Genomic DNA, 14,482 nt, shown 5'->3' with positions numbered 1-14,482 from the left:
GATGTGGACGCTCAGACCGTGCATCGCCGCCGTTGGCTGATTCTCGGCGTGCTGGTGGTGTGCCTGCTCGTCGTCATTCTCGACAACACGATCCTCAACGTCGCCCTCAAGACGATCCAGGCCGACCTGGGTGCCACCCAGTCGCAGATGGAATGGGCGATCAACTCGTACACGCTGGTGTTCGCCGGTCTGATGTTCAGCGCCGGAGTGCTCGGCGACCGGTTCGGGCGTCGGCTGTTCCTGATCGTCGGCATGGTGATCTTCGGCCTGGCGTCGGTGGCCTCGGCGTTCGCCGACTCGCCGAGCCAGCTGATCGCGACCCGCGCGCTGATGGGCATCGGTGCTGCGCTGGTCCAGCCGCAGACGCTCTCGGTGATCACGAACGTCTTCGACCCGTCCGAGCGCGGCAAGGCGATCGGCATCTGGGCGAGCTTCTCCGGAATCGGCATCGCGATCGGACCGGTCACCGGCGGGCTCCTGCTGGAGAACTTCTGGTGGGGCTCGGTCTTCCTGGTCAACGTCCCGTTCGTGCTGGTGGGCGTCGTCGCCATCGCGCTCGTCGTGCCGGAGTCGAAGGACCCGTCGCCGGGGCGGATCGACCCGTTCGGGGTGCTGCTCTCGATCGCCGGGCTGTCGCTGTTGGTGTACGGCATCATCCACGGCGGTGAGACCACCGAATGGGGCTCGCTCGCGGTGCTGGGGCCGATCCTCGGTGGGATCGCGCTGGTCGCGCTGTTCGTGTTCGTCGAGGCACGCAGCAGCCACCCGTCACTGGACGTGACGCTGTTCCGCAACGCCGCGTTCTCGGCCGGAGCGGTCAGCATCGGCCTGGTCTTCTTCGCAATGCAGGGTGCGACGTTCTTCCTCGCCTACTTCTGGCAGGCGGTGCGCGACTACTCGCCGCTCCAGGCCGGGCTGCTCGTCGTGCCGGTGGCGGTGGGGATCGCGCTCGCCGCGCCACGCTCGGCGAAGATGGCTCAGCGCTTCGGGACGCGGATCGTCGTCGCGTTCGGCATGACGCTCGTCGGGCTGGCGCTCGGCGCGTACACGTTCGTCGGCCGCGACACCCCCATCTGGGTCATCGAGATCATCGTCTTCGCGCTCGGCTTCGGCATGGGCAACGCGATGGCGCCGGCCACCGAGGCCGTGATGTCCGCGGTGCCGCGGGACAAGGCCGGCGCCGGGTCGGCGGTGAACAACACGGTCCGGATGGTCGGCGGCGCGCTCGGCGTCGCGATCATGGGTTCGCTGCTGTCGGCGTCCTACCGCTCCAACCTCGGCGACGCCGTCGACGTCCTCCCGGCGTCCGCCCGCGACGGCGCGGGGGAGTCGATCGGTGGCGCGCTCGAGGCCGCCGGCCGTTTGGTCGCTTCCGCTCCGTCGTCGGCCCGCGACGCCCTTGCGCTGGTCGACGCCGCCAAAGACGCCTTTGTGGACGCCATGCACCTGACTGCCGTGGGTTCAGCGGTGGTGGCGTGGCTCGGCGCGATCGTCGCGGTGCTGTTCCTGCCGCGGCGGCGGGCTAGCGACGCGGACGCCGCTGGGCCGGGACGGTCGGAGCCGGACGACGCTGCGGAGGAACCTTCGGAGGACGGGGCGACTGTTTGATCTCAGGAACGCTTTTCGGTCGCATGAAAGGATGATTCGGGGTTTTACTGCTAATTCGTGGGACCGAACCGCGATCCTGTGAGTTCTCTTAAACGATGCTTAGCTAACGCGTAAAAGTTTGAGCCAGACGTGTTCGGTGTGACCTGATTTGCGGGATGGAACACCGATTTCACGGCGGCGTGCGCTGCCTACGATCGCGCCTGACGGGGTAACGGTGGTCAGTTGCCCTGCCGGTCAACGGGGAGCAGCGTGAACGAGGGCGGTCATTACGGTCCCGGCGGCGGGCGTGGTGCATGGAACCACGACGGCCAGTCGGACGAGGACGCACGTCAGCGTTCCACTCCACCTCCTCCACCGCCGATGCCACAGCAGTACCAGTACGACGCCGATCCGTACGAGTCTGGTTCCGGCTACCAGGGCGGCGGTCAGTACGACAGCCGCGGCGGCTACGACGATCGCGGCGGCTACGACAACCGCGGTGGGTACGACGCGCGTAACGGCTACGACGACCGCGGGGGCTACGACAACCGCGGGCAGTACGACGCGCGTAACGGCTACGACGACCGCGGGCAGTACGACGCGCGTAACGGCTACGACAACCGCGGGGGATACGACAACCGGGGCGGGTACGACGACCGCGGCCGGTACGAGGACTACCGCGACGACGGCCGGTACTCGCCGCCGCCGCCCCCGCCGCCGGTCACTCCGCCTCCGCCGCCGCCCCAGCCGCAGGGCACCACCTACGGCACGACCTACGGTTCCCCGGCCCGCCCGGTCTCGGCCGTCCCGTCGGTGCCGTCCGCACCCCCCGCCTCCGCACCGCCGGTACCTCCGCGTCCGGTGTCCGGCCTCCCGGGCCCTCCGCGCCCGGTCTCGGGCATGCCCGTACCTCCGCGCCCCGCCTCCGCGCCACCGTCTCCCGCCGGAGCGGGACCGGCGCAGGTCGGCTGGTCCGCCGGCCCGGCCAAACCGCAGGGCTCCTCCGAGCTGGGCTGGTCGGCAGGCGCCGCCGCCACCGGCAGCGGCATGCCGGTCGTCGACACGCAGTTGGGCGCCGCCGACCCGGCAATCGGGCCCACCCACCGCCGTGGCCGCGACGGCAGCAAGAAGATCGCCGACGCCCGCCCGCTGTGGCAGCGTCCGAAGCTGATCTCACTGGCCGCCGTGCTCGTCGTGTTCGCTCTGATGGCCGCCGACAGCCACGTCCGCCCGCCGTTCCAGTTACTCTCCGGCTCCGCCGACGGCACGGTCACCGTCGGCCTCGGCCAGGGTGACGTCATCCAGGAGTTCCAGCCGCACAAGCAGCTCGGCGCCGGCGTCGACGGCCTCGAGGGCGGCGAGATCGACAAGGTCTGGACGCCGAACAACATCACCGCGATGAAGTCGGCCGGCTGGGGCTCGATCAGCTACCGGCTCCGTACCGAGCTCGGCGTGAAGGCCTGGCATTGGAACCCGGTCGGCACCTGGAGCAACCCGGGTGCGAAGGAGGGCTACTGGACCTCCAGCGACGTCGTCACGAAGGACGCGGGCGTCTCCTACGGCTACAACCTGCCGCGCCGCGGCAACACGATCGACCAGGCGAACAACGACGCGTTCGCCAAGATGACCGACGGCGACCCGGAAAGCTTCTGGAAGAGCAACCCCTACCTGGACCCGCACTTCACGAAGAAGCCGAGCACCGAGCACGAGCAGTGGATCATGATCGGCCTCGGCTACGCGAAGCCGGTGCAGGACATCACGATCAACTGGGGCGACTCGTACGCGACCAAGTTCCGGGTCCAGTACTGGTCGGGCAGCAACGACGCGATCCACCCCGCCCACCCGACGGCGAACTGGAAAGACTTCCCGGTCGGCGAGGTGACCGGCACCGGTGGCAAGCAGTCCGTGACGGTGTCCGACACCCCGATGGACGCGCAGTTCGTCCGCATCGTGCTGTCGGAGGCCTCCGGTACCGGACCCGACAGCGGGGACATCCGCGACCGGCTCGGCTACTCGGTGCGTGAACTGTCGATCGGGTACACGAAGGACGGCTCGTTCGTCGACCACATCGTGCACCGCAAGGACCAGCAGCAGTCACCGACGTGGGTCTCGTCCACCGACCCGTGGCACCGCGCCACCGACATGGACAAGAACTACGAGCACGCCAGCTTCGAGCGCACCTACGCCAGCGGTCTGACGAACAACGAGCCGATGATGATCCCGGTGCCGGTGCTCTACGGCATTCCCGAGGACGCCGCCTCGCTCGTCTCGTACCTCAAGAAGAAGAAGTTCCCGTTCTTCCAGGTGGAGATGGGGGAGGAGCCCGACGGTCAGCTGGCCACGCCGGAGGACTACGGGCAGCTCTACATGCAGGTCGCGGACGCGATCAAGAAGGTGGCGCCGGACGTCCAGATGGGCGGACCGGGCTACCAGACCGTGCTCCCGGACTGGATCCACTGGCGGGACAAGAGCGGCGACAACTCCTGGACCAGCCGGTTCGTGAAGTACCTGACGGCGAACAAGCGGATGGACGACTTCGACTTCTTCTCGTTCGAGTGGTACCCGTTCGACGACGTCTGCGGGAAGCACAACGAGCAGATCGCGCAGCACCCGAAGCTGTTCAACGACATCATCGAGAAGCAGTACGAGCACGGTCTGCCCAAGGACATCCCGATGGTGATCACCGAGTACGGCTACTCGTCGTTCGCCGGTGAGGTCGAGGTGGAGTTCCCCGGCGCGATCGTCAACGTCGAGACCGCGGCGATGTTCCTGGCCAAGGGTGGCCACACGAGCTACTACTACGGGCTCGAGCCGAACTGGTCCTTCCAGGAGAAGGAAGGCGAGAAGTGCAACACCTACGGCAACCTCATGCTGTTGCAGTTCTACGAGGACTTCAAGATCCGGCCGGTCGTGGGGTACTTCGCGGCGCAGCTGGTCACCCGGCACTGGGTGAAGCCCGGTAACGAGAAGCACCAGGTGCTCAAGACCGAGTCCGACCTGAAGCTGCCCGACGGGAACCCGCAGGTCACGGCCTACACGGTGCGCCGGCCGGACGGCAAGGTCTCGGTGATGCTCATCAACAAGGACCCGAAGAAGACGGTGAAGGTGAAGGTCGAGGGTCGCGGCGGTGACCTCAGCGGTCCGATCGACATGTACCAGTACTCCAGCGACAACTACGACTGGGATCCCGGGGACGCCGCGGACAACGCCGGCGAACCCAAGAAGAGCGTCCCCCCGACCAAGACGAGCCAGCAGTCGACGACGGTCTCGCTCCCGCCCTACTCCATCTCGGTGGTGCAAGCGGAGGGTTAGGCCAGGTCTGGCAGGCTGTGAGGCATGAGTGCAGCGATCGGAACCCTGGTTTTGCTCCGCCACGGCGAGAGCGAGTGGAACGCGAAGAACCTGTTCACCGGGTGGGTCGACGTCGACCTCACGGCGAAAGGCGAGGACGAGGCGCGTCGGGGCGGTGAGCTGCTGAAGGAGGCCGGGCTGCTGCCCGACGTGCTGCACACGTCGGTGCTGCGCCGGGCCATCCGGACGTCGGTCATCGCGCTGGACGCCCTCGACCGGCTGTGGATCCCGGTGACGCGGAGCTGGCGGCTGAACGAGCGGCACTACGGTGCCCTGCAGGGCAAGAACAAGAAGCAGACGCTCGAGGAGTTCGGCGAGGAGCAGTTCATGCTCTGGCGTCGCTCGTACGACACCCCGCCCCCGCCGCTGGATCGCGACGACGAGTGGTCCCAGTTCGACCACGCGCAGTACGCGGCGCTGCCGCCGGAGCTGCGGCCGCAGACCGAGTGCCTCAAGGACGTGCTCGAGCGGGCGCTGCCGTACTGGTACGACTCGATCGTCCCCGACCTGCAGGCGGGCAAGACCGTGCTGGTCGCCGCGCACGGCAACTCGCTGCGCGCGGTCGTCAAGCACCTCGACGGCGTCAGCGACGAGGCGATCGCCGGGCTGAACATCCCGACCGGCATCCCGCTGCGCTACGACCTCGACGAGAACCTCAAGCCGACCAACCCCGGCGGCACCTACCTGGACCCCGACGCGGCCAAAGCCGCCGTCGCCGCAGTAGCCAACCAGGGCCGGTAGTGCACGGCCCGCTCAGAACAACGCTGCCGAGCGGGCGGCAGGACTTGAGTATCACTTATACGCGGCGTCCTGCCGCCCGATCGGCAGCGTTGCCCTGAGCGGGCTCCACCGCCGTTTATTGGATGGCGGTGAGGACGGCGCTGTCGTCCTTCGCCGGCGCGGTGAGCGCCACCGCGGTCAGATCGGGAACGACGACGTCCGCCTCGCCGAGGTCATCGGCGGGGTGGGACGTGGTGAGCGCAACGACCGGGCAGCCGGCGTCGAGGCCGGAGCGGATCCCGGCGGGTGCGTCCTCGAACACCACGACAGCGCCGCCGACGCCCAGCCGCTCCATGCCGGTCAGGTACGGCTCCGGGTCGGGCTTACCGGCCCGGACGTCCTCCGCGGTCACCAGGACGCTCGGCGTCGGCAGGCCGGCCGCGGCGAGCCGGGCCGTGGCCACCGCGAGCGTCCCGCTGGTGACGATTCCCCACGGCACGACGCCGTCGACGGCGTCGATCAGCGCGGCGGCTCCGGTGACGGCTCGTACGCCCGCGAGATCGCTGGCCTCGAGCGCGGCGAGCCGGGCCGCGGCGTCGGCGACCTGGTCGGCCGGGAGCATGCCGCGAATGTGGTCCTCGGCGCGTTTACCGTGCAACTGCTTCGGCAGCGCCGAGGCAGGCAGCCCGTACCAAGCGAGGAACGTGGCCCACTGACGCTCCACGACCGCGGTGGAGTCGACCAGCGTCCCGTCGAGATCGAACAGGATGCCGGCGAGCGTCGTCGACCAGGTCTCCGGTTGAGCGAGGTGATCCAGGGGAGTGCGTGCGGCCATCACGACCGCATTCTTCCTCAGGCGCTGGCCGGCAGCACACCCGTAATCAGTTGCACCATTCGCCTGGCCAGCGAGACCGAGTGATCGCCGTAACGCTCGTAAAAGCGCCCCAGAAGGGTCACATCGATCGCGGCTTCCATGCCGTGGGCCCAGTTGTCGTCCAGAACTCGGGCAAAAAGCTCCCGGTGCAGCTCGTCCATCCGGTCGTCGTCCTTGACGATCTCCGCCGCGAGTGACACATCTCGCTCGACTAAGACGTCCCGAGTTTTGACGACGAGCTTGTCGGCGACCGCTGCCGCCTCGGCAAAGATCGGCTTCAACTCGTCCGGGACGGCACAATCCGGGTACCGCATCCGCGAGATCGTCGCGACGTGGCGCGCGAGGTCACCCATGCGTTCCAGCGACGAGACCATCCGCAGGCCGCCGATGATCGTCCGCAGGTCGACGGCGACCGGCTGCTGCCGGGCGAGCAGGTCCATCGAGCGCTCTTCCAACTCGCGGTGGAGCGCGTCGATCTGGGCGTCACCGGAGATGACCGTCTCGGCGAGCCGAAGGTCGGACGTGAGCAGCGCGGTGGTGGCCGAATCCATCGCGACACGCGCGAGGTCGGTCATCCGGACGAGAATCTCGTTGATCTTCGAGAGCTCGCCGTGGAAGGAATCGCGCATACGTCGTGACGTTAGCGGCTGGGGCGTCGGCTCGGCTTTCCCCGACAGTGTCGATCGACTGAAGGTTGAGCGGCTTTCGGGTGAACACCAGCCGCAGATTTCGGTCAGGAGGTCACGTTAAGGTCACTGCGGACTTGGGGCAACTTACGATCGAAGTCGTGGATCTCGTAACGGCGCTGCTGGTCGGCGTCCCCGCTGTGCTGCTCGGTGCAGCGGTGGGGTTTGCCGTGTTCGCCCTGCAGAGGCGGCCAACGCAACCGGAAGTGGCGCCGTCACCGATCGCCGCTCTCGACCTCGATCTGGCCCGCCGGAGCCTCGACGGGCTGGGAATCGGCGTAGTTGTTCTAGATCCCCGCGATGATGTCGTGCTCGCGAACCCTGCGGCACGTAGGCTAGGGGTTGTCCGGGACGGTCGGATCGGACATTCGGTACTCCGCGCCTTCAGTCGGCAAGTCCGACAGATCGGCGAGGTGCGCGAGACCGAGGTGGAGCTGCCGCGCGGGCGCGGCCTGGAACCGTTGGGGGTTCGGGTCCGGGCCGCCCCGCTCGGCGTCAGCGGCCACGCCGTGATGCAGGTGGAAGACGTCACCGAGTCGCACCGGCTGGCCAACGTCCGCCGCGACTTCGTCGCGAACGTCAGCCACGAGCTCAAAACGCCGGTCGGTGCGCTCTCGCTGCTGTCCGAGGCATTGCTCGACGCCGTCGACGACCCGGTGGCCGTGCAGCGGTTCGCCCACCGCATGCGCCACGAGTCCGGCCGGCTCGGCCGCCTGGTGCAGGAGCTGATCGAGCTCTCCCGGCTGCAGGGCGCGGACCCCCTGCCCGAGCCGGTCGCCGTGCCGGTCGACAGCGTGGTGTCCGAGGTCGTCGACCGCACCAGGACCCTCGCCGAGGGCAAGACGATCACCGTGGTGTCCGGTGGCGAGCGCGGCCTGGTCGTCGAGGGCAACGAGAACCAGCTGGTCACCGCCATCGCGAACCTCGTCGAGAACGCGGTGACCTACAGCCCGGAGCGCACCCGGGTCGCGATCGGCACCCGGCGCCGCGGGCACCTGATCGAGATCTCGGTGTCCGACCAGGGCATGGGGATCGGCGAAGCCGACCTGGATCGGATCTTCGAGCGCTTCTACCGCGCCGACCCGGCCCGTTCGCGGGCGACCGGCGGAACCGGCCTGGGCCTGGCCATCGTCAAGCACATCGCCACCAACCACGGCGGCAGCGTCGACGTCTGGAGCGTCGAGGGCTCCGGGTCGACGTTCACGATCCGCCTGCCCGATCCGGGCTGCGACTCGCCGGGGTTCGAGGACTTCGACGCGATCGAGGACCTCGACGGCCTCGCTGAATTCTCCGGCGGAGACGCCGAGCCGCCCACTTCCCGCCGTGTGGCCGAGTTATCAGGCCCTGAAGCCGACGATGACGACGAAGCCGACGCGGGCTCCACAGCAAGTCCCACAGCAGTAGCGAGAGGTGAAGCGTGACCCGAGTTCTGGTGGTCGAAGACGAGGAGTCGTTCTCTGACGCCTTGTCCTACATGCTCCGCAAGGAGGGATTCGAGGTCGGGCTCGCCGCCACCGGGCCGGACGCGCTGACCGAGTTCGACCGGGCGGGCGCCGACATCGTCCTGCTCGACGTCATGCTGCCGGGCTTGTCGGGCACCGAGGTGTGCCGGACGCTCCGCGCGCGTTCGACGGTGCCGATCATCATGGTCACGGCCCGCGACGGTGAGATCGACAAGGTCGTCGGCCTGGAGATCGGCGCCGACGACTACGTGACCAAGCCGTACTCCCCGCGGGAGCTCGTCGCCCGGATCCGGGCGGTGCTGCGCCGCCGCACCGAGCCGGAGGAGCTGTCCCCCGCGACGCTCGAGGCCGGCCCGGTGCGGATGGACGTCGACCGGCACACGGTGACGGTCAACGGAGCGAACATCGCGCTGCCGCTCAAGGAGTTCGAGCTGCTGGAGATGCTGCTCCGCAATGCGGGTCGGGTGCTCACCCGGGGACAGCTGATCGACCGGATCTGGGGCGCGGACTACGTCGGCGACACGAAGACGCTCGACGTCCACGTGAAGAGGCTGCGGGCGAAGATCGAGCCCTCGCCCAGCGCCCCGGCGTACCTCGTCACGGTGCGGGGCCTGGGCTACAAGTTCGAGGCCTGATCCTCTTTCTCACGCCGCGGCTCCCGTGAGGACGGGGGCCGCGGCGGCGGTGCGGCCGGTGGTCACGGTGACGATCCCGCCGCACCAGCACTCCACCTCCAGCACGATGCCGTGGTCGGTGTTCTCGTAGCGGCGGATGTCGTCGGTGCTGGCCAGGGTGCGTGCGCCGTGGTGGTGGCAGTCGATTGCGAACATGCGAAAAGCGTCTCGCCGACGGTGCTCCGAGCGTGAGTGGCAACTATGACCGCCATGCAAAGAAAACTGCCAATGACAGGGTTACGCTGAGCGCAAGAAAACTGCCATCATGGACGCCATGATCGTCACCGGCGTCACCCCCCGGATGATCGGCGCGCTGAGCTTCGGCATCGTCACCGAAGTCTTCGGTTACGACCGCACCGACATCGGCATGCCCGAGTTCGACTTCGCGATCGTTCCGGCCGAGGACGGCCCGATCCGCACCCGGTACGGCGCCACGATCCACCTCGAGGGAGACGTCAGCCGCATCGAGGAGTCGGACCTGGTCCTGGCGCTGCCGTGGGAGGACTTCTCGGCCCCGCTGCCACCCGCCTACCTCGACGCGCTGCGCCGGGCGTACGACCGCGGTGCCACGCTGATGGGCTTCTGCTCGGGCACGTTCGTGCTCGCGAAGGCCGGTCTGCTGGACGGACGCAAGGCGACGACGCACTGGAACAACGCGGCGTTCATCGCCAACGCGTTCCCCTCGGTCACGATCGACGCCGACGTGCTCTACGTCGACGAGGGGCGAGTGCTCACCGGGGCGGGCAGCGCCGCCGGGCTCGACCTGTGCCTGCACTGGGTGCGCCGGGAGTACGGCGCCCGGGTGGCGAACGCGCTGGCGCGCTCGGTGGTGATCCCGCCGCACCGCGACGGGGGCCAGGCCCAGTACATCGTCTCGCCGCTGCCCGAGGCCGGTGACTCCGACCGGCTGGTCGAGGTGCTCGCCTGGATGCGGTCGAACCTGCACGAGTCGCTCACCGTCGAGGTGCTGGCGGCGAAGGCGTTGATGAGCCCGCGCAGCTTCGCCAGGCACTTCCGGGCGGCCACCGGCACGACGCCGCGCGCCTGGCTGCTGGCGCAGCGGCTGCACCGGGCCGAGGAGCTGCTGGAGGGCGGTGACCTGCCGGTGGAAGAGGTCGCCAAGCGGGTCGGCTTCGGTACCGCCGCCGCACTGCGTGACCAGTTCGTGCGGCGGCGCGGAGTGCCGCCCCGGGATTACCGGCGGGCGTTCCGGGCCGCGTCGGAGTGCCCCGACGAAGGTGCCGCCTAAGCGCCTGCGGCGCGGGAGGCTTCGACGGTGGCGGGGTGTGGTGCGATGAGGCCTCGGGCGGCACGGGCCTCGCACAGGCGCGCGAGTTCGGCGTACGCGCTCTCGCCGATCAGCGCGATCAACTCGGGGGCGTACGTGCGGTACAGCGGATCCGCGGCGACGTGCGCCTCCGGGGCCGACGTGCACCACCAGTGCAGATCGTGCCCACCCTCGCCCCACCCGCGCCGGTCGAACTCGCCGAGCGTGTCGACGAGCACCTGACTCCCGTCGGGCCGCGTCACCCACTCCTGCTCCCGGCGCACCGGCAGCTGCCAGCAGACGTCGGGCTTGGTCTCCAGCGGGTGCCGGCCTTCCCGCAGCGCCAGCGCGTGCAGCGCGCACCCGGCGCCACCCGGGAAGCCCTCGCGGTTGTGGAACAGGCACGCGCCGTCCACGACGGCGGTGCGCAGCCGGTCGTCCTCGTCGCCGACCGAGTCGCGCTCGGTCCAGTGCTTCGGGGAGCTCTTGCGGTAGAACTGCCAGTCCGCCGGGCCCAGCCGCTTCACGAACTTCGCGACGCGCTCCACGTCGTCGTCGTCGGTGAAGAAGGCGCCGTGGCTGCAGCAGCCGGTCTCCGCGCGGCCCTCCACCACCCCGTGGCAGCCGGCGCCGTAGATACAGGTCCAATCGGAGAGCAGCCAGGTCAGATCGGCCTTGACCACGTGCTCGGGGTCGGCCGGATCGGTCAGTTCCAGCCACTCGCGCGGGAAGTCGAGCCCGACCTCCGCGTCACGCGGCCGAGGCATCGGGAGTTCCACGGTGTGCGCCACGAAACCAGCCTACGGCGCTGATGAACAGTGGGTGACGAGGCCGTAGTCGACACGAATCAGGGCGTAGCGTTCAGGTATGCGGTTGGGGGTTTTGGACGTCGGGTCGAACACCGTGCACCTGCTGGTGGTCGACGCCCGGCGAGGGGGTCATCCCACACCGGCGTACTCCGAGAAGTCGGTGCTGCGGCTCGCCGAGGCGGTGAACAGCAGCGGCAAGCTCTCCGACAAGGGCGCCAACGCACTGCTCGACGCCGTGACCTCGGCCAAGGACGCCTCCCGTCGGCTCCGCGTCGATCACCTGCTCGCATTCGCGACGTCGGCCATCCGCGAAGCACGCAACGGCGAGAAGGTGCTGGAGCGGGTGCGGAAGGAGACCGGCGTCGGTCTGTCCGTCCTGTCCGGCGAGGACGAGGCGCGGCTGACGTTCCTCGCGGTCCGGCGCTGGTTCGGCTGGTCGGCCGGGCGCCTGCTGTGCCTCGACATCGGCGGCGGCTCGCTGGAGATCGCGGTGGGTGTCGACGAAAGCCCCGAGCTGGCGCTGTCGGTGCCGCTGGGGGCGGGTCGGCTCACCCGCGAGCAGTTTTCCGACGATCCGCCGAAGCGCAAGCAGATCGTGGAGCTCCGCGACTACGTCGACGGTGAGCTCGATCCGGTGGCCGAGAGCGTGTCGCAGGCGGGGGACATCGATCGGGCCGTGGCCACGTCCAAGACGTTCCGGACGCTGGCCCGCCTCTCGGGCGCCGCGCCGTCGGCCGCCGGGCCGCGGGTCCGCCGCACGCTGACGATCGACGGCCTGCGCCAGATCATCGAGTTCATCTCGCGCATCCCGGCCACCGACCTCGCCGAGATCGAGGGTGTCAGTGCGGGCCGGGCACACCAGCTGCTGGCCGGTGCGGTGGTCGCCGAGGCCACGATGCGCCGGCTCGACCTGGCCGCTGTCGAAATCTGCCCGTGGGCACTGCGCGAAGGAGTCATCCTGCAGCGTCTCGACTGGCTCGACAGCGGTATCCAGGATCCGTCCCTTCCCGAGGTCGTGGCCGATCAGGAGCCCGTCAACGCCTGACCGGCACGGGGCGGTCGGTCCTGACGACCGGGGGCTACTCTGGATGGAGTGACCAGGGAAGGCGACACACCGCAGACGGTTCGGGTTCCGGCCGCGAAAGTCGGGCTCTCCACCGCCTCGGTGTACCCAGAGACTGCCCCGGCAGCGTTCGAGCTCGCTGCCGCGCTGGGCTATGACGGTGTCGAGGTAATGGTCTGGAACGACCCGATCAGCCAGGATCTCGACGCACTGCGCGACCTGCAGCAGAAGTACTCGATGCCGGTCCTGTCGGTGCACGCACCCTGCCTGATCATCACCCAGCGCGTCTGGAGTGCAGACCCGTGGGAACGACTGCGGCGGTCGCGGGAGGCCGCCGAGAAGCTGGGCGGTGACACCGTCGTCGTCCACCCGCCGTTCCGCTGGCAGCGCGAGTACGCGCGCAACTTCGTCGACGGCATCCGGAAGCTCGGCGAGGACACGGCGGTGAAGTTCGCTGTCGAGAACATGTTCCCGCTGCGTGCGCGCGGTAGGGAGTTCATCCCGTACGCGCCGCACTGGGATCCGACGTCGGGGGCGTACCAGCATTTCACGCTCGACACGTCGCACACCGCTGTCGCGCGCACCGACGCGCTGGCCATGCTCGACCGGATGGGTGGCCGGCTCGCGCACCTGCACCTCGCGGACGGCGGCGGCCTGATCAAGGACGAGCACCTGGTGCCCGGCCGCGGTGACCAGCCGTGCGGCACCGTGCTCGAGCGGCTGGCCGCCCGCGGATTCAGCGGCTCGGTGGTGGTCGAGGTGGGCACCCGGGGGATGGACCGCGAGCAGCGGGAGGCCGACCTGGCCGAGTCGCTGGCGTTCGCGCGGCTCCACCTCGCCGCGCCAGCGGCTCCGGCTGCGCATCTCGGCGCAGTGTGAGTTCTCTTCATCTCACATATTGCGACAATGAACCCCGATTGCGTGCGCGTTACGTAGGACGCTCGTACTCTTTTTGGGGAGCCTCACCAAGGCGCCCCCAACCTCGCCTCCGGACCGGGATACCCACCCGTCCGGGGGCGTTGGTCTTTCCGAGCCCTCTCACGAGGCCACGTTAGGCTCCAGCCATGCTTCGAACGGCGATCCTCGCGGCGGCCCGCACCCCGGCCGTCGAACGCCTTCTCACCAACGCGTCAGTGGCTCAGAGCCTGGTGGCGCGGTACGTCGCGGGTGACGAGGTCGACGACGCGGTCCAGGTCAGCCGGGAGCTCATCGCGGACGGTCTGGCCGTCACGCTCGACCGGCTCGGCGAGGACACCTCGGACGAAGCGGCCGCCGCAGCGACCACCGCGGCCTACTGCGCGCTGCTCGACGCGCTCGCCGCCGCGGACATCGCGCCGCCGGCTGAAGTGAGCGTGAAGCTCTCCGCGGTGGGCCAACGTCTCGACCCCCGGCTCGCCACCGAGAACGCCCGGAAGATCTGCCAGTCGGCCGCCGCGGTGGGTACCACCGTGACGCTCGACATGGAGGACCACACCACCACCGACCACACGCTCGACACGCTGGGCGCGCTGCGCGAGGACTACCCCGACACGGGTGCGGTGCTGCAGGCCTACCTGCGGCGCACCGAGACCGACTGCCGCGAGCTGGCCCACGCCGGGTCCCGGGTGCGGTTGTGCAAGGGTGCGTACGCCGAGCCGGAGTCGGTCGGGTTCGAGACCGCGCTGGACGTCGATCGGTCCTACGTCCGGTGCCTGAACGTGCTGATGGCCGGCGACGGCTATCCGATGCTGGCCACGCACGACCCCCGGCTGGTCGCGATCGGGGAGGAGCGGGCGCGCTGGTACGACCGCACGCCCGACACGTTCGAGTTCCAGATGCTGCACGGCGTTCGGCCGGACGAGCAGCGTCGGTTGGCGCGGGCCGGCTACACCGTCCGCATCTACCTGCCGTACGGACGTGACTGGTACCCGTACCTGATGCGCCGCCTGGCCGAGCGTCCGGCGTATCTGGCGCTCTTCGCCCGGTCGTTGGTTTCTTCTCGCTGAAAG

At 69.2% G+C, this 14,482-nt stretch carries 13 protein-coding genes; 9 read left to right on the top strand and 4 right to left on the bottom strand.

Annotated elements, in window-relative coordinates:
* Nucleotides 1–3 precede the first annotated feature (3 nt).
* The 3 genes from ACGFY5_RS33190 (at nucleotide 4) to ACGFY5_RS33180 (ending at nucleotide 5,679) form a co-directional block, all read left to right on the top strand.
* The gene (locus ACGFY5_RS33190; protein WP_392726221.1) at nucleotides 4–1,608 is read left to right on the top strand and encodes an MFS transporter; all 1,605 of its coding nucleotides are present in this window, start codon (nucleotides 4–6) and stop codon (nucleotides 1,606–1,608) included.
* Nucleotides 1,609–1,968: 360 nt separating this feature from the next.
* A complete protein-coding gene (locus ACGFY5_RS33185) occupies nucleotides 1,969–4,899 on the top strand; it encodes a discoidin domain-containing protein (protein ID WP_392726218.1) in 2,931 nt (976 codons plus the stop codon).
* A gap of 24 nt (nucleotides 4,900–4,923) precedes the next feature.
* Nucleotides 4,924–5,679 (top strand): phosphoglyceromutase, encoded by a 756-nt coding sequence (locus tag ACGFY5_RS33180; RefSeq protein ID WP_392726215.1) that lies wholly within the window; start codon nucleotides 4,924–4,926, stop codon nucleotides 5,677–5,679.
* 115 nt (nucleotides 5,680–5,794) lie between these two features.
* Here the strand turns inward: ACGFY5_RS33180 and ACGFY5_RS33175 are convergent, their stop codons facing one another.
* Nucleotides 5,795–6,493, bottom strand: a complete 699-nt coding sequence (locus ACGFY5_RS33175) for an HAD-IA family hydrolase (protein WP_392726389.1) — start codon at nucleotides 6,491–6,493, stop codon at nucleotides 5,795–5,797.
* Nucleotides 6,494–6,510: 17 nt separating this feature from the next.
* The gene (gene phoU / locus ACGFY5_RS33170) at nucleotides 6,511–7,161 is read right to left on the bottom strand and encodes a phosphate signaling complex protein PhoU (protein ID WP_392726212.1); all 651 of its coding nucleotides are present in this window, start codon (nucleotides 7,159–7,161) and stop codon (nucleotides 6,511–6,513) included.
* Between the two features lie 197 nt (nucleotides 7,162–7,358).
* Between phoU and ACGFY5_RS33165 the strand changes: the two genes are divergently transcribed.
* Nucleotides 7,359–8,639 (top strand): sensor histidine kinase, encoded by a 1,281-nt coding sequence (locus ACGFY5_RS33165; RefSeq protein ID WP_392726386.1) that lies wholly within the window; start codon nucleotides 7,359–7,361, stop codon nucleotides 8,637–8,639.
* Entirely contained in the window at nucleotides 8,636–9,316 is a 681-nt protein-coding gene (locus ACGFY5_RS33160) for a response regulator (RefSeq protein ID WP_392726209.1), read from the top strand. The genes ACGFY5_RS33165 and ACGFY5_RS33160 overlap by 4 nt, the downstream gene beginning before the upstream one ends.
* A gap of 9 nt (nucleotides 9,317–9,325) precedes the next feature.
* On the opposite strand, the gene ACGFY5_RS33155 is transcribed toward ACGFY5_RS33160, so the two are convergent.
* A complete protein-coding gene (locus ACGFY5_RS33155) occupies nucleotides 9,326–9,511 on the bottom strand; it encodes a hypothetical protein (RefSeq protein WP_392726207.1) in 186 nt (61 codons plus the stop codon).
* A 109-nt stretch (nucleotides 9,512–9,620) separates the two neighbouring features.
* Here ACGFY5_RS33155 and ACGFY5_RS33150 point away from each other — a divergent pair, with 109 nt between their 5' ends.
* The gene (locus ACGFY5_RS33150; protein WP_392726205.1) at nucleotides 9,621–10,604 is read left to right on the top strand and encodes a helix-turn-helix domain-containing protein; all 984 of its coding nucleotides are present in this window, start codon (nucleotides 9,621–9,623) and stop codon (nucleotides 10,602–10,604) included.
* Here ACGFY5_RS33150 and ACGFY5_RS33145 read toward each other — a convergent pair.
* Nucleotides 10,601–11,389, bottom strand: coding sequence for a hypothetical protein (locus ACGFY5_RS33145; RefSeq protein ID WP_392726384.1), 789 nt, complete (start codon nucleotides 11,387–11,389; stop codon nucleotides 10,601–10,603). The two genes, ACGFY5_RS33150 and ACGFY5_RS33145, sit on opposite strands and share 4 nt — an antisense overlap.
* A 100-nt stretch (nucleotides 11,390–11,489) precedes the next feature.
* Here ACGFY5_RS33145 and ACGFY5_RS33140 point away from each other — a divergent pair, with 100 nt between their 5' ends.
* The 3 genes from ACGFY5_RS33140 to ACGFY5_RS33130 all read left to right on the top strand — a co-directional run bounded on the left by ACGFY5_RS33140 (nucleotide 11,490) and on the right by ACGFY5_RS33130 (nucleotide 14,479).
* Complete coding sequence (locus tag ACGFY5_RS33140) at nucleotides 11,490–12,476, top strand: hypothetical protein (RefSeq protein WP_392726203.1); 987 nt, start codon at nucleotides 11,490–11,492, stop codon at nucleotides 12,474–12,476.
* A 48-nt stretch (nucleotides 12,477–12,524) separates the two neighbouring features.
* Nucleotides 12,525–13,373, top strand: coding sequence for a sugar phosphate isomerase/epimerase family protein (locus ACGFY5_RS33135; RefSeq protein WP_392726202.1), 849 nt, complete (start codon nucleotides 12,525–12,527; stop codon nucleotides 13,371–13,373).
* A 185-nt stretch (nucleotides 13,374–13,558) separates the two neighbouring features.
* A complete protein-coding gene (locus ACGFY5_RS33130; RefSeq protein ID WP_392726199.1) occupies nucleotides 13,559–14,479 on the top strand; it encodes a proline dehydrogenase family protein in 921 nt (306 codons plus the stop codon).
* Nucleotides 14,480–14,482: the final 3 nt, after the last annotated feature.

It is taken from the genome of Cryptosporangium sp. NPDC048952, assembly GCF_043197895.1.
Lineage (GTDB): Bacteria > Actinomycetota > Actinomycetes > Mycobacteriales > Cryptosporangiaceae > Cryptosporangium.
Note: the sequence above shows the minus strand (reverse complement) of the source record. Positions and strands in the feature narration are given on the sequence as shown.

Coding starts and splice junctions, on each gene's coding strand:
- ACGFY5_RS33185 (WP_392726218.1), top strand. CDS start 1,969: ATGCCACAGCAGTACCAGTACGACGCCGATCCGTACGAGTCTGGTTCC.
- ACGFY5_RS33180 (WP_392726215.1), top strand. CDS start 4,924: ATGAGTGCAGCGATCGGAACCCTGGTTTTGCTCCGCCACGGCGAGAGC.
- ACGFY5_RS33175 (WP_392726389.1), bottom strand. CDS start 6,493: ATGGCCGCACGCACTCCCCTGGATCACCTCGCTCAACCGGAGACCTGG.
- phoU (WP_392726212.1), bottom strand. CDS start 7,161: ATGCGCGATTCCTTCCACGGCGAGCTCTCGAAGATCAACGAGATTCTC.
- ACGFY5_RS33155 (WP_392726207.1), bottom strand. CDS start 9,511: ATGTTCGCAATCGACTGCCACCACCACGGCGCACGCACCCTGGCCAGC.
- ACGFY5_RS33150 (WP_392726205.1), top strand. CDS start 9,621: ATGGACGCCATGATCGTCACCGGCGTCACCCCCCGGATGATCGGCGCG.
- ACGFY5_RS33145 (WP_392726384.1), bottom strand. CDS start 11,389: ATGCCTCGGCCGCGTGACGCGGAGGTCGGGCTCGACTTCCCGCGCGAG.
- ACGFY5_RS33140 (WP_392726203.1), top strand. CDS start 11,490: ATGCGGTTGGGGGTTTTGGACGTCGGGTCGAACACCGTGCACCTGCTG.
- ACGFY5_RS33130 (WP_392726199.1), top strand. CDS start 13,559: ATGCTTCGAACGGCGATCCTCGCGGCGGCCCGCACCCCGGCCGTCGAA.